The 18,531-nt window shown below is 59.9% G+C and carries 10 protein-coding genes; 8 read left to right on the forward strand and 2 right to left on the reverse strand.

Annotation, left to right across the window (positions count from 1 at the left end):
• The first annotated feature begins 418 nt into the window (after positions 1-418).
• The 7 genes from pyk to AC6I6H_RS19515 all read left to right on the forward strand — a co-directional run bounded on the left by pyk (position 419) and on the right by AC6I6H_RS19515 (position 13,244).
• Complete coding sequence (pyk, locus tag AC6I6H_RS19485; protein ID WP_497955799.1) at positions 419-1,834, forward strand: pyruvate kinase; 1,416 nt, start codon at positions 419-421, stop codon at positions 1,832-1,834.
• Positions 1,835-2,389: 555 nt separating this feature from the next.
• On the forward strand, positions 2,390-3,310 hold the full coding sequence (locus AC6I6H_RS19490) for a cell wall hydrolase (RefSeq protein WP_497955801.1): 921 nt from the start codon (positions 2,390-2,392) through the stop codon (positions 3,308-3,310).
• Between the two features lie 311 nt (positions 3,311-3,621).
• Positions 3,622-4,350, forward strand: coding sequence for a heptaprenylglyceryl phosphate synthase (gene pcrB / locus AC6I6H_RS19495; RefSeq protein WP_497955806.1), 729 nt, complete (start codon positions 3,622-3,624; stop codon positions 4,348-4,350).
• Positions 4,347-6,704 carry a DNA helicase PcrA gene (pcrA, locus tag AC6I6H_RS19500; RefSeq protein WP_497955808.1) on the forward strand — a complete coding sequence of 786 codons (2,358 nt, stop codon included), beginning with the start codon at positions 4,347-4,349 and terminating at the stop codon, positions 6,702-6,704. The genes pcrB and pcrA overlap by 4 nt, the downstream gene beginning before the upstream one ends.
• An 83-nt stretch (positions 6,705-6,787) precedes the next feature.
• On the forward strand, positions 6,788-8,836 hold the full coding sequence (gene ligA / locus AC6I6H_RS19505; protein ID WP_497955811.1) for an NAD-dependent DNA ligase LigA: 2,049 nt from the start codon (positions 6,788-6,790) through the stop codon (positions 8,834-8,836).
• Between the two features lie 15 nt (positions 8,837-8,851).
• Complete coding sequence (locus AC6I6H_RS19510; RefSeq protein ID WP_497955815.1) at positions 8,852-12,016, forward strand: ATP-binding protein; 3,165 nt, start codon at positions 8,852-8,854, stop codon at positions 12,014-12,016.
• A 46-nt stretch (positions 12,017-12,062) separates the two neighbouring features.
• A complete protein-coding gene (locus tag AC6I6H_RS19515) occupies positions 12,063-13,244 on the forward strand; it encodes a response regulator (RefSeq protein WP_497955818.1) in 1,182 nt (393 codons plus the stop codon).
• Positions 13,245-13,335: 91 nt separating this feature from the next.
• On the opposite strand, the gene AC6I6H_RS19520 is transcribed toward AC6I6H_RS19515, so the two are convergent.
• Entirely contained in the window at positions 13,336-16,983 is a 3,648-nt protein-coding gene (locus tag AC6I6H_RS19520) for a collagen binding domain-containing protein (protein WP_497955820.1), read from the reverse strand.
• A 469-nt stretch (positions 16,984-17,452) separates the two neighbouring features.
• On the opposite strand from AC6I6H_RS19520, the gene AC6I6H_RS19525 reads away from it, so the two are divergent.
• Positions 17,453-18,151 (forward strand): TerC family protein, encoded by a 699-nt coding sequence (locus tag AC6I6H_RS19525; RefSeq protein WP_497955822.1) that lies wholly within the window; start codon positions 17,453-17,455, stop codon positions 18,149-18,151.
• 83 nt (positions 18,152-18,234) lie between these two features.
• Here the strand turns inward: AC6I6H_RS19525 and AC6I6H_RS19530 are convergent.
• The coding region (locus AC6I6H_RS19530; protein ID WP_497955823.1) for a hypothetical protein at positions 18,235-18,531 on the reverse strand (297 nt) is incomplete at its 5' end.

Below are 18,531 nucleotides of genomic sequence, written 5' to 3' on the forward strand. Positions count from 1 at the left end.
GCGCACGAACGAATCGGCCAGTGCGTCGGTGAGCTCGGCAAGAGCTGGCCGGGCCAGCAATTTTCGCTGTGGCGGGCACAAGCCGTTGGCCATTGGCTAATGCATGGTTCCCGTTTTCGCCGCCAAAGCACGGATTCGCCACATTACCGCCACCCCGCCGCCGGAATGGTATAGTATAGTAGAATTGTTGGAAGAGAACGGAACGCGAGGCCGCGGGTGGCTGCAAAGCCCGGTAAACTTGGTTCCGGTAAAGCGCCGTGCGCCTTCCCCGTTCATTTTTGGAGATTGATGCTTTGTCCGGTTTTGCCCGGCCCCGGCGGCGGGAAGAGGAGAGCCGCGCGCTGCTCCGGGCGGATGAAAGCGCTGCTTGAACGGGAACGGTCGCAGGCGGTACAGACCAAAGGAGGTTGAACGTTACATGCGCAAAACCAAGATTGTCTGCACCATCGGTCCGGCCAGCGACAGCCCGGACATGCTCAAGAACATGCTGGAGGCCGGAATGAATGTGGCCCGGCTCAACGCCGCGCACGGAAGCTTTGAAGAACACGGGGCCCGCATAGCCGGCATCCGCCGGGCATCCGCCGAAACGGGCAAGCCGGTCGCGATTATGCTGGATGTCAAAGGCCCGGAGGTCCGCATCGGGCCGGTGCGGGAAGGGACGATGCTGCTTCCGGGGCAGCCGGTCGTGCTCACGACGGAAACGCTGGAGGGAACGGCGGACAAGGTGACGGTCACCTATCAAGACCTGCCGAAGGACGCGGTACCGGGGATGGCCATCCTGATCGACGACGGACTGCTGCGCCTCAAAGTGGAGCGTGCCGAAGGGCGGGAGGTGCACTGTACGGTCGTGAACGGCGGTCCGCTCAAAAGCCGCAAAGGGGTCAATATTCCGGGCCTCCGCATCAACCTGCCGGGCGTAACGGAAAAAGACGTCAAGTTCATTACCTTCGGCGTGGAAAACGGCATCGACATCATCGCGGCATCCTTTGTCCGGCGTGGAGCGGACGTGCTGGAAATCCGGGAGCTGCTGGAATCGCTCGGCGCGCCGCATATCAAGATCGTCGCCAAAATCGAGGACCGGGAAGGCGTAGACAACCTCGACGAGATTCTGGAGGTCTCGGACGGCATTATGGTCGCCCGGGGCGACATGGGCGTCAACCTGAACGTGGAAGAAGTGCCCTCCGTTCAGAAGGAAATGATCCGCAAATGCAACATTGCGGGCAAGCCGGTCATTACGGCGACCCATATGCTGGAATCGATGCAGGTTAACCCGCGCCCGAGCCGGGCGGAGGCGAACGACGTGGCCAACGCCATCTACGACGGCTCGGACGCGGTGATGCTTTCGGGCGAGTCGGCGGCGGGCAAGTATCCGCTGGAGTCAGTGGGCGTGATGGCGCGCATCGCGCTGCGCACGGAGGCGGACCAGGCGAAGCGGACGGTCGACCTGCCGTTTGCCGGCGGCGTCGAAAATGTGACGGAGCTGGTGTGCCGCTCGGCGGTGCGGACGGCCCGCCGCCTTGGGGCGGCCGCCGTCATCGCTCCGACGATGACGGGCTTCTCCGCGCGGATGGCCGCCAAATACCGCCCGGACTGCCCGATCATCGCCGTCACGCCGTCCGAGCAGGCGCTTCCCGGCCTGGCGATGGTGCAGGGCGTAATTCCGCTGCGCTCGGACCGGTTCGCGGACACGGACGAAATGATCGCCCAGTGCCTGAAGCTGGGCGTGCGCGAAGGACTGCTCCGGCCGGGCGATCTGGTCGTGCTGACCGCGGGCGTTCCCGTGGGGAAAGCGGGCGCGACCAACCTGATCAAGATCGAGCGGGTGCCGGAATAAGCATCCCGGTTTCACAGATAAACAAGGCGCTGCGCGCAAGGGAAGGCTGAAGCGAGCGGCTCGTCAAAAGGAATACCCAATAAGAGGCAGGTTCCCGCCGTAATCCGTTAAGGGCAGCGGCGGGGACCGCTTCTTTTTTTCGCTTAGCGGCGGTGTTTCCAGCCGCGTTCCGCCGTTTCCGGCAAGGGAATCGCGCGTCTTTGCAGAGGGCTGCAGAAAGCGGAGCTGACGCGGTATGTGAGTCAAACCGGGGAGATTGGGTTAAAGAGAACGTTGAAGGGCTTGTCTCCCCCAAGTAAAGGCAGCCACCGCGCGGCGCGCGAGGGGATTGCTCCGCCGAGGAACAACGCATGCGCCGCCGAAGAGAGCAGGATACAGCGTCTTTTGAATACATACATGCCGCCGTTGGAAGTCATGAACCCGTATCCTTTTACCCCGCACCGGAGAGCGATCAGTCGCGCCCGGTGCCCGTGCCGGACCGGCACTTGTCGGATGGCTGCCTCCCAGCCGTTTGCTTTCGCACGAAGGCAAACTCCCGAGGAGGTTACGAAACGGATGAAGAATCGGATGATGATGATTCCTTTTTGCTTCACCCTGATCTTATTGATTTGCGCCTTTGCGGACGCGAAAAGCGTGAACGAAGGCGCCGCCGTGCGCGGCAAGAACGAAAACCGGCTCCGCGCCGCCGCCGGAAGCCCCGGCGAAAGCGCCGGCTCCGTCCGGCTGGAAGCCGGAAGCGCCGCCGGGACATCGGCCGTGGTCCAGGCCGCGCTGACGGAGCCGGCCGGCGGCGGCTTCTTTGGCGCCGGCTGGCGCGCGGCCCTGCCGCTGGCGGCCGGCTTCGGGCCGGAGGCCTCGCCCGTGGCCGCGCCAGTGAAGCAGGCGCGGGCCACGATCGCTTCCGCCGCCGCGAGCGCCGCCGGTCCGGCGGCCTTCTCCGCCGCCGAGGCGGAAAAGCTGGCGGACGCGCGCAAGGCCGAAGCCGAGCGGCGGGCGGCGGAGGAAGCGGCGCGGAAGAAAGCCGCGCTGGACAAGGCGGCCCGCGAGAAAGCGGCGCGGGAAAAAGCCGCCCGCGCAAAGACGGCCGCGGCCGAGCAGGCCGCCGCGTCGGTCGTGGAGCTTTCGCCCGGCGAGCTGGACATGCTGGCCAAGGTGGTCCACGCCGAGGCGCGCGGCGAATCGTTTGAAGGCCAGGTGGCGGTGGCCGCCGTCGTGATCAACCGGGTGCAGTCCAAGTATTTTCCCGACACTGTCCGGGAAGTTATTTTGCAGCCGGGGGCGTTTACCGCAATCCGCGACGGCCAGTACAATCTGACGCCAAACAAGAGGGCTTACGAAGCGGTGCAGGAGGCGCTGAGAGGCGTCGATCCGACGGGAGATGCGCTTTATTACTACAATCCCGAGATCGCCACCTCGAAATGGATTCGCACCCGCACGCTGACGGCGCGGATCGGCAACCACTGGTTTGCCCGCTGATCATTCCGCCGCCGCTGCGGACAAGCCTGCCCCACCGCTGCTCAAACCCGTTGCAGCCGCCCGATGCCCGCGATCCGCGGGGCCGGGCGCTTTTTTTTGCGGGCGTTGCGAACGCCAGTTCTCTTTCGCTATAATGGAGAAAATCCGTGCCAGCAGCGGCGTGAATGATTTGCCAGCCGGAATGCGGCTGCGGCGATTGACTCCCCCCGCCCCCTGTCTTAGACTGGTTTTATCGGGCAGTGGCCCCGGCTTTCCGTCCGCCCCGGGCGGCTGCGGCAGGCCGTACTTTTTAAAGATGGGACCGAACCTTTTTGAAGCCAGATTTTACTGCTTGGAAGCATGTCTTTAAGCTGGATCCCGACCGCTACCTCGGCGATCCGGAGCTGGAACGGATTTGCCTTTCCGGAACGGACGCCATCGTGATCGGCGGCTCCAGCGGCGTAACGTTCGACAACACCTCGGAGCTGCTCGCCCGGGTCCGCCGTTTTTCGGTGCCCTGCGCACTGGAGGTTTCGGATCTGGAAGCGATTGTGCCCGGCTTCGACCTTTATTTTGTCCCCGTTGTGCTCAACACGGACGATGCCGCCTGGGTGACGGGGCTGCATCAGCGCGCGCTGCGCGAGCATGCGGCAGCGCTGGACTGGGACCGGATGGTACCGGAGGGATATGTCATATTGAACGAACGCTCGACCGTCGCCCGCGTCACGGAGGCGCGCATTCCGGAGGACGCCGGAGATTTGGCCGCCTACGCGAGGCTGGCCGATCGGCTTTTTCGCATGCCGGTTTTTTACGTCGAATACAGCGGCGCTTACGGAAACATGGACTGGGTGCGGGAAGCAAGGCGGGCTCTTGCGGGGGCGCGGCTTTTTTACGGCGGCGGCATCCGCAGCCGGGAACAGGCGCGGGACGCGCTAGCGGCGGCGGATACGGTTGTGGTCGGCAATGTCATTTATGAAGATTTGCAGCGGGCTCTGGACACCGTTCCGGAAGCGGCCGCTTTTCAGAATCGCAGTACAGGAAACGAGGGAATCGAATCATGATGAATCAACTTCAGGATATTCACGAAGCCATCCGCAGGCTGAACCCGCAGCAGGCCGAGGCGGTGAAAGCCGTCGAAGGTCCGCTCCTCATTATGGCGGGCGCGGGAAGCGGCAAAACCCGGGTGCTGACCCACCGGATCGCTTACTTGATCGCCACCGGAAAGGCGGCGCCATGGAGCATTCTTGCCATCACGTTTACCAACAAGGCGGCCCGCGAAATGCAGAACCGGGTGGAAACGCTGGTCGGCCCGCAGGCGCGGGACATCTGGGTATCGACCTTTCACTCCATGTGCGTCAAAATCCTGCGCCGGGACATCACCCGGATCGGCTTCGCCTCCAACTTCACCATTCTCGATTCCACCGACCAGCTTTCCGTAATCCGCAACTGCCTGAAGGAATTGAATATCGACCCGAAAAAGTTCGACCCCAAAGGCATTCAGTCGGCCATCAGCACAGCCAAGAACGAGCTGATCGATCCGGTGCGCTTTGAAGCGAAGATCGGCGACTATTTCGATGGCGTCGTGTCCCGCACGTATACGCTGTACCAAAAGAAGCTGAAGGCCAACAATTCCCTCGACTTCGACGACCTGATCATGGCTACGATCCAGCTGTTTAAAGATGCGCCGGATGTGCTGGATTTTTACCAGAACAAATTTCAGTACATTCACGTGGATGAATATCAGGACACCAACCGGGCCCAATATATGCTCTGCCGCATGCTGGCCGACAAGCACCACCGGATTTGCGTCGTCGGCGACAGCGACCAGTCGATTTACCGCTGGCGGGGTGCGGACATCTCCAACATTTTGAACTTCGAAAAGGATTACCCGGAAGCGGTGGAAATCCGCCTGGAGCAAAACTACCGGTCCACCTCGACGATTCTGGATGCGGCAAACAGCGTCATCGCCAACAACGCCGGCCGCAAGCCGAAGAAGCTTTGGTCCACCAAGGACAAAGGCCCGAAAATCAAAGTCTACCAAGCCGATTCTGAGCATGAGGAAGGGTATTTTATCGCCTCCCGGATCAACGAGAATGTGAGCCAGGGCGGCGATTACCGGGATCATGCCATTTTGTATCGCACCAATGCCCAGTCCCGGGTGATCGAGGAAATTTTGATCAAGTCGGATATCCCCTATCAGATTGTAGGCGGCATCAAATTTTATGACCGGAAGGAAATCAAGGACATCCTTGCTTATTTGCGCCTGATTTCAAACCCGGACGACGACATCTCGTTCGCCCGCGTCGTCAACGTGCCCAAGCGCGGGATCGGCGACACGACCGTGGACCGGCTTGGCGAGCTGGCGGCGGAGCGCGGCGTTTCCATCTTCTCCTTGCTGGGCGAGGTGCATTTCCTGGAGCTGAACAGCCGGGCCCGCAACGCGCTGGCCGATTTTCATGAGATGATCCGGAACATCCGCAAAATGACCGAATTTCTGTCGGTCACCGAGCTCACCGAGCACATTCTGGAAGCAACCCAGTACCGGGCCGAGCTGGCGCGGGAAGGGACGCTGGAAGCCCGCTCGCGCGTGGAGAACATCGACGAGTTCTTGTCCGTGACGATGGAGTTCGAGAAGCGCAACGACGACAAGTCGCTGCTCGCGTTCCTGACCGACCTGGCGCTGATCGCCGACATCGACTCGATGGACAAGGCCGAGGCTCCGCAAAACGCCGTTGTTCTGATGACGATGCACAGCGCCAAAGGGCTCGAATTCCCCGACGTATTCATCGTCGGGATGGAGGAAGGCGTCTTCCCGCACAGCCGCACGCTGATGGACAACGAGGAGCTGGAGGAGGAGCGCCGGCTGGCCTACGTCGGCATCACGCGGGCCGAGAAGACGCTGCACCTGTCCTGCGCCCGGATGCGGACGCTGTTCGGGCGGACGAGCACAAACGCGCCTTCGCGGTTCCTCGCGGAGATTCCGGAGGAGCTGAAGGAAGACTGCTCCCCGGCCCGGGATCGCTTCGGCAGCCGCTCCGGCGGTTCGTACGGTGGCGGCTTTGACGGAGGCTCCCGCGGCTACGGCGGCGGGTACTCCGGCTCCGGAGCCGGCTATGGCGCCTCGCCGGGCGGGAGCAATCCGTTTGGCGCCGCGGCCTCTTCCGCCCGTCCGGCGGCGAATCCGTTCGGCCGACCGGCCCCGGCTGGGGCTCGTCCCCGTCCGGCCGCTCCGGCGCCGAACGCAAACCCCGGCGACTTCAAGGCCGGGGACAAGGTGGCGCACAGCAAATGGGGCATCGGAGTTGTCGCTTCCGTCAAGGGAACGGGCGACGACACCGAGCTGCAGATCGCATTCCCGGCGCCTGTCGGATTGAAGCGGCTGCTGGCCAAGTTTGCGCCCATCACGAAGCAGTAAGCTCCGCAAGAGGGCATAATAATATGGTATAGCCGTGCGGCGAGGCACGGCCTTTAAACAAGGACAGGAAAGGATGGCCCTGCATGGCGGACCAATCGGCCGGCCTGACCGGCGAAACGCGCGAGCGGATGGAACGGCTCATCGAAGAGATCGAACGGCATAACTACTTGTACTATACGCTGGATAACCCGGAAATCAGCGACAAGGAATACGATGTTCTTTACGACCGGCTGGCCGGACTGGAGCGGGAGACCGGAGTTGTGCTCCCGTTCTCGCCCACCCGCCGGGTCGGAGGAGAGCTGCTGAAGGGCTTTGCCGAACACCGCCACAAAGCCCGGCTCTGGAGCCTGGACAAGGCGCAAAACCATGAGCAGCTGCTGGCCTGGCTCGCCCGCGTGGAGAAGCTGGTGGCCCAGTACAACAAGGAGCACCCGGACAATCCGCTGCCCGAGCCTTCCTTTGTCGTCGAGCTGAAATTCGACGGCCTGACGATCAACCTTACTTATGAAAACGGCGAGCTGGTTCAGGCCGCGACGCGCGGGAACGGGGTGGTGGGCGAAGGGATTCTGCCGCAGATTCGCACGATCCGGTCCATTCCGCTCTCCATCCCCTATAAGGACGGAACGATTGAGGTGCAGGGCGAAGGCGTCATGTTCCTTTCCGTGCTGGAAAAATACAATCAAACGGCCGCCGAGCCGCTCAAGAACGCCCGGAACGCGGCGGCGGGCGCTCTGCGCAACCTGAACACGGCCGTGACGGCTTCCCGCAATCTGGACGCTTTCATCTATAACGTCGGCTACGCCGAGGGGATCGATTTCGCCGACCATGCGGAGATGGAGCGCTTCCTGCGCGCCAACCGGTTCAAGGTCAACGATTACATTCATTATTTTTCGACCATTGAAGAAGTGGCGGAGGAAGTGGAAAAGATCGCCGAACAGCGGCACGGCATGGACTACCTGATTGACGGAGCCGTGGTCAAAGTAGCCGATTTCCGCACCCGGAGCGCGCTGGGCTACACGGACAAATTCCCGCGCTGGGCGGTTGCCTTCAAGTTCGAAGCCGAGGAAGCGACCACCACCCTGCGCTCCGTGTCGTGGGAAGTCGGGCGGACGGGCAAGCTGACGCCGGTCGCCAAGGTCGATCCGGTCGAGCTGGCCGGGGTTACCGTGCAGAACTGCACACTGAACAACGCGGGCGACATCGAACGCAAAAACCTGACCCATGCGCTGGGCACGCTCGTTTACATCCGCCGCTCCAATGACGTCATCCCGGAAATTCTCGGCAAGGCGACGGAGGAGACCGATGGCGAACCGATTGAAATTCCGGTGGTTTGCCCCGCTTGCGGCACGCCGGTCGAGCTGAAGGGCGCACATTTGTTCTGCCCCAACCGGCTGGGCTGCCGGCCACAGCTGATCGGGCGGATTACGCATTTTGCCTCGCGCGACGCCATGGATATCGAAACGTTCAGTATCGCCACGGCCGAGCAGCTTTACGATTCCCTTGGCATCAACGATCCCTCGGGGCTTTATTTCCTCACGGCGGAGCAGCTGCTGACGCTTGACCGCTTCGGGGAGAAAAAAGCCGCCAACCTGATCGCCGCCATCGAAAAAAGCAAAACGCGCGATCTCGCGTCCTTCCTTTTTGCCCTGGGCATTCCGAATACCGGGAAAAAGACGACCTCCGTGCTGGCCGAGCATTTCCGCTCCCTGGACCGGGCCATGGCGGCCACGGCGGAGGATCTGGTCGCGCTGCCGGATATCGGCGGCATCGTCGCGGAAAGCATCGTCGCCTTCTTCGCCGATCCGCTGATGCAGGAGAGCATCCGCCGCATGCGGGAGGCCGGGGTGGAAGCGAAGATGGAGGAGCGGGCCGAGCCTGTGCCCGAAGACAGCTTCTTCGCAGGCAAGACGGTGGTCCTGACCGGGACGCTGACCGTAATGACCCGCGACGAAGCCGGCCGCAGGCTGGAACGGCTCGGGGCGAAAGTAACCGGCAGCGTTTCGAAGAAAACCGATCTCGTCATCGCCGGAGAAAATGCCGGCAGCAAGCTGGCCAAGGCCCGCGAGCTCGGCATCGACGTGATCGACAGCGAAGAAGAGCTGCTGCGCCTGCTTGGCGGGGCGGAAGCTTGATGTGCGGCGGATAAGATGACCAGACGCAAAATGTTTCTGCTTTTCGCGGTCTTCGTAGCCCTCCTTTCCGCGCTGCGGCTGGTCTGGATCGAACGCTATTCTTCCTCCGGCCAGCCTTCCGTACATAACGGAGTGCTTGATCTGCGGGCCGGCTCCTGGCTGGCCGGGGGCCATACGGTTTCGCTTGACGGCGAGTGGGAATTTTACCCCAACCGGCTCATCCGACCCGATTCTCGAGACAAGCGGGAAGGGGCTGTGAAGGCGGCCGTGCCGGGGGATTGGCGTTCCAGCTTTGGCCCGCACGCCTCTTCCTCCTATGGCTACGGGACCTACCGGCTGCGGATTTTGACGCCGGGAGAACCCGGCCGGGTGTTTAAACTCCTGGTCCGGGGCGTTCGTTCGTCCTCCCGGGTGTATGCCAACGGGGAGCTGGTGGCCCATGCCGGCCAGCCGGCGGAGGACGTGTCCCGGTATTCCCCCAAAAACATCGCGTACCCCGTCTCGGTAACGGCCGCCGGTAATGAAATCGAGCTGCTTATCCAGGCAGCCAATTTTGACAACCCCGCCCGCGGCGGCATTACCGGTCCGGTCAAATTCGGGCTGCCCGAGGCGATCGACAGCGAACGGCTGCGCGGGACCGGGGCTCAGCTGGCCATGGTCGCGGTGCTGCTGCTTCACGCTTTTTACATGGCGGTCTTATTCTTTTTCAGCAAAAAACAAAGCGTTTTTCTGTACTTCTCCCTGCTTTTGCTGGCCGGCAGCCTTTGCATCTCCCTCGACGACGACAAGATACTCTTGATGTGGCTTCCGCTCAGTCATGACGTTACGGTGAGGCTCAACTACTGGTCTTTTGCTCTATTTTCCTTTCTGCTGCTTAAGCTGGCCTTGCTTTTGTTTGTAGAAGCGCCGAAGCGGAAGGCGGCGCAGCCCTTTCTTTACTTGTCGGGGGTTTACCAGGCCTTTATCCTGCTCGCGCCGACCCAGTGGCTGCACCAATCCCGCGTGTGGGGCGTTTCCGCCGTATTTGTTCTGATCCCGGCCTTGCTGCTTCCGGTGCTGATCATCCGGTTTGTCCGCAAAGCCGACCGAAAAACCGACCGGAACGCGGCTTTCCTGTTGCTGGCCGCAGGAGGCGCGACCTCCAGCCTGATCTGGGGCGGCTTGAAAAGCCAGTCCCTGTTCCCCGCGGTCTTTTATCCGTATGACATGCTGTTTGCGCTGCTCGGCTTCGGCGCGTTCTGGTTCCGCAATTACATTCAGGCTGTTGAGCAAAGAGCGCAGTTGGTCGAAGAGCTCCGCCAGGAGGACCGGAAGAAGGACGAGTTCCTGGCGAATACCTCCCATGAACTGCGGACGCCGCTGCATGGCATTCTGGCCATGGCGGAAAATGTCATCGGACGGGAAGCGGGCAGCCTCACGGAGCAAAGCCGGCAGGACCTTGCGCTTTTGACCCGGGTGGGGCGGCGCATGTCGTTTCTGCTCAATGACCTTCTTGATGCGGCGCAGCTGAAGGAGAAGGGCATTGTGCTGAGGCGGGAGGAGGTCCGGGTGCAGGCGGTCGCTTCCGGCGTGCTGGACATGCTCCGCTACCTGACGGCGGACAAGCCGGTGGAGCTGGTGCTGGACATTCCGTCCGATTTTCCGCCTGTTTACGCAGACGAACAGCGGGTCACCCAGATTTTGTTCAATCTGGTCCATAATGCGATCAAGTTTACCCCGGAGGGAAGCATCGTGCTTCAGGCGGAAAGGGGCAAAAGCTCCGCCCGGGTGCATGTGACGGACACCGGGATCGGCATCGACCCGGCCGTCCAGCCGGAAATTTTCAAAGCCTATCGGCAGGGCGATCCCGCCCGTTCGCCGGCCGCCGGCGGAATCGGGCTCGGACTCGACATCAGCAAAACCTTGGCCGAGCTGCACGGCGGCGATTTGGAGGTGCGGTCGGTTCCGGGCCGGGGAACGACCTTTACGCTCACGCTTCCGCTCGCGGAAGGCGCCAAGCCGGAAGAAAAAGCAGGCGCGGATGCGACTGAGGGTGAGGCCGGGCTCCAGCGTCCCGCTCCTGTGCAGGGCGACCGAAAGGATGACGGCAAGAAGACGTTCCCGCCGGAACCGGGCGGCCCTGCACCGTTTGGCCGCGTTCTGGCGGTGGACGACGATCCGGTCAATTTGAGGGTGCTGGCCGGGCTTCTGGAGCCGGAGGCCTATCGGGTTGAAGCGGTCACAAGCGGCGGCGAGGCGCTGGCCAGGCTGAATGAAGGCCCGTGGGACCTCGTGATAGCGGATGTCATGATGCCGGCCATGTCCGGCTACGAGCTGACCAAGCGGATCCGCAGCCGGTTTTCGATGTCCGAGCTTCCGGTTTTGCTTCTGACCGCCCGGACCCGGCATGAGGACATCTATACCGGTTTTTTAGCCGGAGCCAACGATTATGTCGCCAAGCCGGTGGATGCCACGGAGCTGAAGTACCGGGTCAAGGCGCTGATGGAAACGAGGAGGTCGGCGGAAGACCGGCTGCGCATGGAAGCCGCCTACTTGCAGGCGCAGATTCAGCCGCATTTTCTGTTTAATACGCTCAACTCGATTACCGCTTTAAGCGACATCGACCATAACCGGATGAGAGGGTTAATCGAAGCCTTCAACGAGTATTTGAGAATCAGCTTTGCTTTCTGGAGCACCGAACGGATGGTGCCCCTGGAACAGGAGCTGGATTTGGTGCGCGCCTACCTTTATATTGAAAAAGAGAGGTTCGAAAATCGGCTTGAAGTCCGCGTTAACGTCGACCCGTCCGTCGACCCGCGTCTGCCGATTCCCCCGCTCAGCATCCAGCCCCTCATGGAAAATGCGGTCCGCCATGGCGTGCTTAGCCGAAGCCGGGGAGGCGCTGTAACGCTGTCGATCGCTGCCTGCGGATCGGATATCGAGATTGCCGTGGAGGATGACGGGGTTGGAATGGACCGCGAGGAAACGGCACGCTTGCTCGTCCCGGAAACGGAGCAAAAAGGACGCGGAATCGGCCTTCGGAACACCCATCAGCGGCTTCTTCGGTTATTCGGCCGGGGGCTTTCGATTTCCAGTCAGAAGGACGCCGGAACCCGCGTTTCCTTCCGCGTCCCTTCTCCGGACGGGGCGGAAGACGAGCGGGATAACCGGCCGGATGGCGCACGGCTGCCGGCCGGGTAGACGGCTTGGTGCAGGATGGACCTTCGGCGGTCCGGGAGGGGATAAAATGATTCGTGCTTTGCTTATCGACGACGAACGGCTGGCCCTGCAGCATTTGGAAAAACTGCTTCTCGCCTTGCCCGGCGTGGGGAAAGCGGAAGGGCACCTGGATCCCGGGGAAGGACTCCAGGCGGCTCTGCAAAGCCAGCCCGATGTCATTTTCCTCGATATATCCATGCCGGAGATGAACGGCTTGCAAGCGGCGGAACTGCTTCAGCAGGCCTGCCCGGACGCCGATATCGTTTTTGTGACGGCTTATGACCAATATGCGGTCGAAGCGTTTGAACTGAACGCCCTCGACTATGTCCTGAAGCCGGTGGAACGCGGGCGGCTTGCCAAAACCGTCGCCCGGCTGATGGCCCGGCATCCGGAAAACGGAGGCGGGTCTTCGTCCCCGCAGGGTCCCGCCAGAATTTGCTGCTTTGAGGCCTTGCGGCTGGACAGCGGAGGCCGCCGGACGGAAGGCGCTCCGGGCTTCCGGTGGCGCACGTCGAAAGCGCAGGAATTATTTGCTTTTCTGCTGCATTACCGGGGGCGGTTTGTCAGCCGGGATACACTCCTGCATGAGCTTTGGCCCGATCAGGATTTCAAAAAAGCTTCGACGACCTTGTACACCACCATCTATCACGTCCGGCGGTGCCTGAGGGAAGCGAAGGTGGACATCGACATCCGCAACATAAGCGGGGGGGAAGGCTATACGCTGGATGCCCGCCAGGTAGCGATTGACGTGGAGGAGTTTGAAAATGGCCTCCGGCAGCTCGGCGCGATTGTGCGGGAGTCCGTTTCCCGCCATCAGGCGGTATCCGACCTCTACACCGGCGACTACTTCGCAAGCGGGGACTATCGGTGGGCGGAGGGGGAGCGTCAGCGGCTTTCGGCTTTATGGCTGGACCACGCGGGACAATTGGCCGGGTTTTATGCTCAGGCGGGCATGCTGGCGGAAGCGGCCGCCGGCTACCAGCGCATTGTCCAGCGCTTCCCCTACAGTGAAGAGGCGCATTTGGGCCTTATGCAAACCTATGCCCGGCTGGGAAACCGGGTCGCCGTAGAAGAGCAATTCCGGGAAGCCGACGACGCCTTCCGGCAGGAGCTGGGCATCGGCCTGCCCGAGCCGATTCAGGAATGGTATACACAGTGGAGCGAGAAGAAAGCCGATCCCTCCGAAGGGGCAAGGGTCGGACAACAATAAAAAAGAAACCGGGCCAGCGCCCGGTTTCTCCGGCTGCCGAGACAAGCTCGACGGCTTTTTTGTTATGCGCTTTTTTTATTACCGAAATCCGTCAGGGCAGCTTCCGGCTTTCCATTCGCTTGCGGCGCAGCAGGAACAGGCCGGCAGCGCCGCTGACCATCAACAGAGCCCCCGCCCATAGGAAGAGCAGGCTGCCGGATTCGCCCGTTTGCGGGAGAGTCTCCAGGCCGCCAGGAGGGATTTCCAGACCGCCCAAAGGCGTGACGGTCACGTCGATGTAAAACTCCTCTTCTTCCCCGTCGGGCTTGGTGACAACAAGAGTAAAGCTGTCTTTGCCCGAATAGCCCGGGTCCGGCGTGTAGGTCCATTTTCCGCTGTCGTCGACCGTGACGCTTCCATGCTTGGGCGGCTGCCCGATGCCGGGGGTCGCCCCGTCAGGAACGGGAACCACGCCCCCTTTGGGCGTATCCTCCGACGTTATAATCTCATCCGGCAGCGGCGTTGGCGACGGAGAGGCTGCAGGCGGCTCCGCAGGCGTCGCAGACGGCGACGGAGAAGTTGCAGGCGACTCCGAAGGCGTTGTGGACGGCGACGGAGAAGTTGCAGGCGACTCCGAAGGCGTTGCGGACGGCGACGGAGAGGTTGCAGGCGACTCCGAAGGCGTCGCGGACGGCGACGGAGAGGTTGCAGGCGACTCCGAAGGCGTCGCAGACGGCGACGGAGAAGTTACAGGTGACTCCGAGGGCGTCGGGGTCGGAGAGGTTACAGGCGACCCCGAAGGCGTCGGCGTCTCCGTTTTCTTGTTTGTTACCGTCACGTTTTGGTTCAGCGCGGACGAGCTGATCTGGAACGTATAGTCCTTGAAGTCAAGCTCATATCCGTCCGGCGCTCCTTTTTCTTTCAAAATGTACTGTCCGGCCAACAGCTTTGTAAACACCGCTTTGCCGTTCTCGTCCGTGATCAGTGTATTGATCGTAACCAGGGAACCGTTGTTCAGCTTACGTACGAGCTCGAATTCGGCCCCTGGCAAAAGCACCGAAGTGTTGTCCCGGTCGGTTTTGATGACGGTGAGCTCTCCCCGAATTCCGCTGCCGCTTCCCGAGCCGGATGATACACCGACGATTACTTCTTCTGTCGTTTCCCGGGTTACGGTCTGGACGTTGCTGCCAGCGAACTTCACATGATTGGTTGCTTTTTCGCCGTCCTCGGCGTTTATGAGCGTCCGGTATTCCAGAATGTACGCTTCGGCAATGTCATCCGCAAAACGCAGCGTAAATCCGTTCGCATTCCCGCTTTGGTTCAAAAGGACGCTGTATACGCCATCGGCCGGAACTGCGGTGCCCTTCGAAACCGTGCCGTCTGCAGAAACCGTCGTGCGGTACAGAACGATGGTGTCCGGCAGAAGAATCTGGTTGGCGCTTGGCGTGTCAATAATTTCCGCGTCGGCTACATAGGACTGGCCTTCGTTGATCACAAGGCTCCATTCAAGGAAGTCTCCGTTTTGCTTGCCGGACTTGTCAACGTACTCTCCGCCGTTCGGGATGGTAACGGAAGCGTGCAAGAATTCCGAAACCGCCTTTGTGCCGTCCATGAGAACAGCGGTGTTTTCCACCTTGGGATCAATCAAATTCCCATCGAGACTTGTTAGGAACGTCAAGAGATAAGGACGGTCGATCGGCTGTTTAAAAGAGAGCGTAAACCGGTCGGCGGCATCGTCATGGGTCACGGCATAATCCGCCGGGTCCACCTCGTCCCCCGCCGTGACGCTTCCGTCTTCGGCAACCAGCCACTCATAGACCCGAATCGATTGCCGGTCCAGCTTTTGTCCCTGCAGGAGCACATCCTCCACTTTTGGCGAAACGACCGGCTTGGCGTTGTAATTGACCCCTACCGACCAAGTGACTTCCTTCGTTTGCGGGTTGTAGGTCCCAGCTTTGTACCCGTTGTTTTTGGCATAAGGATTCGGATCGAACTTGTCTTCGGTCGTAATGGTGCGGGATTCCCCGTCTTCGGCCGAAATCCAGGTCACCACGGCCTGGTTGGGCATGGTTTTATCGGTTCCGGTAATCCAATCCATGCTGTACCGGGTTTCGTACGTAATGACATAAGGCCCGTTCAATTGGTGAAGAAACTGCAGCTCGAAGCCTTGCTTGTTGTCGTCGGCCGGAATGAGCTTGTATTCCGTGTCGGGGACAACGGCATTGGCTTCATCCCGGACCACCAGGGACCCTGGCACGAACTCCAGTCCGCCGTTCGGGAAGCGGTCCGTGATTTTCACCGTGTTCATGGCATGCTTGTTGCCGTTCAGGGCAATGCGCCAAAACACTTTCTTTTCGGCGTAGTTTTCGCCTGTTTTGGTCTTTTTGGCAAACAACTGCTGGATGGAACGCGAGTCGCTGGAGCTGTACACGCTCGCTGTGACGGTATTGGTCACGCTGGCGTCTTTATAGACCGGAGAAGCCGCTTTTGTGCTGTACTGGATAAGGTAAGCTGCGTCGATGTCCGATTGGAATTGCAGCGTGAAACCGGCCTTTCCGTCTTCCGCAGGGAGCGGGGTTACGGTAAAAGCGGTGATCTCCGCGCCCTTGACCGCCTTTCCGGCACCGTCGAAGGTGACCTCATACACTTTCGGCGTTCCGGCCAACTGCTGCGTACCGGTAAAACGGTCCGTCAAAACCGCGTTTTCCCGTGACACCGGTTGTTCCCCGTAATTGTACTGGATTTCCCAGCCAATGGTCTGGGTTGCCGGGTCATAGGCTGCAGACCGTTTTTTCAGCGGCTCGCCGTTCGAAACCGTCACGGTTGCGCTGGCAGAAACGGGGGCATGCTGCTCTCCTCTAAACGTCGCGTTGTTGGTAAACCGGGTGCCGCTCAGCACTTCCGTTGCATAACGCAGCTGATAAGCGTCGGATATGCTGGCCGCCAAAAAGTTCACTTGCAGCTCACGGCCGTCGTCCGAAAGCTTCACGGTGTATTCGGAGGGAGAGACCGGTGCGCCGACCGTGACGGAGCCGTCCAGTTTGACGTTCAGCCGGGAAACCTCCAGGGTACCATCCATATAGCGAAGCCCGTCCGGAATGGAATCGTATACGGCTGCCGCTACGACGGTCTCGAGTTTTTTATTTGCATTTACCGTCCAATTGATCCGGTCTGCATTCAGCGGCCGATCCGGCGTCCCCGATTTATCGATAGCGGAGCTGACATCCGGTTTAAAGACAAGGGTAACGGTCTGCTCGCCCCCGCGGATCGGGAATTTGATTGTTTGCTCCAGACTGCCGGTAATCTTTTGCTTGTCAAAGCGCGTGTTCAGGGTAAGGGTTCCATGCACCTCATCGTACTGGCTGATAAGCTCGTTAAAGGTCATGGTTACTTTCCGGGTATCTTTGTCGACCACAAACGTGCCGACACTTTCGCTGTCCTCGGTGAGCAGCTGCCCTTGTACATTGTTAAAAAGAACAAACTTGTCGGCCGGCAGCAGATCGAATACGAAGGTATCGCCGTTTCCGTAGCCGTGCCCGTTTTCCAGAGCCCAGATAAAGTCCAGCTGGACAGCTGCCCCCTGTTCATACGTTGCTTCGGTCACCGTGTGGCCCGAGCCGTCCTTTACCGTAAGTTGAACGCTTTTAATCAAATTCTCATTGATCTCCGCCGCGGTTGCTGTCGTCAGAGTGCCGAAAACCGGCATAAAGTGAATGACGAGAAGCAGGGCGATTAAGCATGTGCTGATCCTTTTTTGCATGCGAATGGTTACTCCTCTCATGAATTGTGGCAACGTGCAATCTCTTTTGAACCGACTCGTTGGCTGTTTGCCGGCAAAGCCCCCATTCCTTGGTTTTTTGCTCCGCTCCCCATCGTACTCCCGGCACATAGACAAAATCTGAACAACGCCGTTACCGGCCAAAAGAAGCCTTTTCGCGGCCCTCCAGGAACACTCTTCATATAAAAAGGGAAGAGCGCAAAAAACCGCGGCTCCCGCAAGGAAACTTTTCCGGGAACCACGGTTTATATTGACCTTCCATTCTCTTGCATTTATAATTAGTAGTATGCATAAGGGGAGTAGCTTGGTACGATAAAATCGTCAAAACGGATGCACGCATCCCGGTTTTATCGGCAACTGACGTTGTGAGCAAGACCTTTGCCGGTCACGGTAAGGGTCTTTTCTTTTTGACCTTTTGTGCCGCACAACTATCCGAGGGGAAGCGATTGGCTTGGAATTTTTTTCGATGGAGTTTTTTGTGGCTCTGCTAAACATCGTGCTGATGGACCTGGTGCTGGGCGGCGATAACGCGATTGTTATCGGGATGGCGGCGCGGAATGTGCCGAAGAAAATGCAGAAGAACGTTATTCTCATGGGGACCGCCGGGGCGGTTGTCATCCGGGTGGCCGCGACGTTGGCCGTCACATGGCTTCTTGCGCTTCCGGGTCTGCACCTGGTAGGCGGGCTGCTGCTTTTGTGGATCGGCTACAAGCTGATGCTTGGCAAAGAGGATCATGAGATCAAGGCGAAGGATTCGGTTTGGGCGGCTGTAGGGACCATCATCATGGCGGACGCGGCGATGGGGATCGACAATGTGCTCGCCGTAGCCGGCGCATCCCAGGAAAGCTGGGAGCTGGTCATTATCGGTCTTTTGATCAGCATACCGATTGTGGTTTGGGGAAGCACGCTCTTTATCAAGCTGATGGACCGGTTCCCCTGGATTCTGTATGTGGGGGCCGCGATCATTTCTTATACGGCTGCGCACATGATCACGCAAGAGCATTTCTTTGAGAAGCTGACGATTTCCCACGGGATCGGGCAGTGGATATTTATCGCTGTATGTATTATTGCCGTTGTGGCGCTCGGTTATTTCCGCGGCCAGTCGAAGAAAAACGCAAGCAAGAACAAAGAGATGGTTCACCAGGCATAATGTTCTTTCGGCAGCGCCGGACAAGCTCTTTTCCCAAAAGAGCGGTCCGGCGTTTTCATTGTTTGCAGCGGCAAGCGGCATCCTTAATTTTCTGCTTGCTCTTTTTTACCGGGCGCGTTATATTGGTAGTCGCCCCTTGAACGCGGGCGATCGGGTGAAAAAAACTTATTGCTTTTCTGAGAAGAACCTGATAAGATATATTCTTGTGACGGCGAAACAAATTTTATAGTTTGTAAGCCGACGCAGCGAAAGAAGTTCTTTGAAAACTGAACAAAAATCGAGGAAATGACATGCCGATGCGTCCATCCTTGGATGGCGCAAAAACATGACATATGAACACGCAAGTGTTTAAGCAATGAGCAAAGCATCAACTTTTCGGA

The sequence above is a fragment of the Gorillibacterium sp. sgz306347 genome (assembly GCF_059735245.1).

What these genes read in the sequence shown, in the direction of transcription:
- AC6I6H_RS19490 (WP_497955801.1), top strand. Translation starts at nt 2,390, where the DNA reads ATGAAGAATCGGATGATGATGATTCCTTTTTGCTTCACCCTGATCTTA.
- AC6I6H_RS19510 (WP_497955815.1), top strand. Translation starts at nt 8,852, where the DNA reads ATGACCAGACGCAAAATGTTTCTGCTTTTCGCGGTCTTCGTAGCCCTC.
- ligA (WP_497955811.1), top strand. Translation starts at nt 6,788, where the DNA reads ATGGCGGACCAATCGGCCGGCCTGACCGGCGAAACGCGCGAGCGGATG.
- AC6I6H_RS19520 (WP_497955820.1), bottom strand. Translation starts at nt 16,983, where the DNA reads ATGCAAAAAAGGATCAGCACATGCTTAATCGCCCTGCTTCTCGTCATT.
- pcrA (WP_497955808.1), top strand. Translation starts at nt 4,347, where the DNA reads ATGATGAATCAACTTCAGGATATTCACGAAGCCATCCGCAGGCTGAAC.
- pyk (WP_497955799.1), top strand. Translation starts at nt 419, where the DNA reads ATGCGCAAAACCAAGATTGTCTGCACCATCGGTCCGGCCAGCGACAGC.
- AC6I6H_RS19515 (WP_497955818.1), top strand. Translation starts at nt 12,063, where the DNA reads ATGATTCGTGCTTTGCTTATCGACGACGAACGGCTGGCCCTGCAGCAT.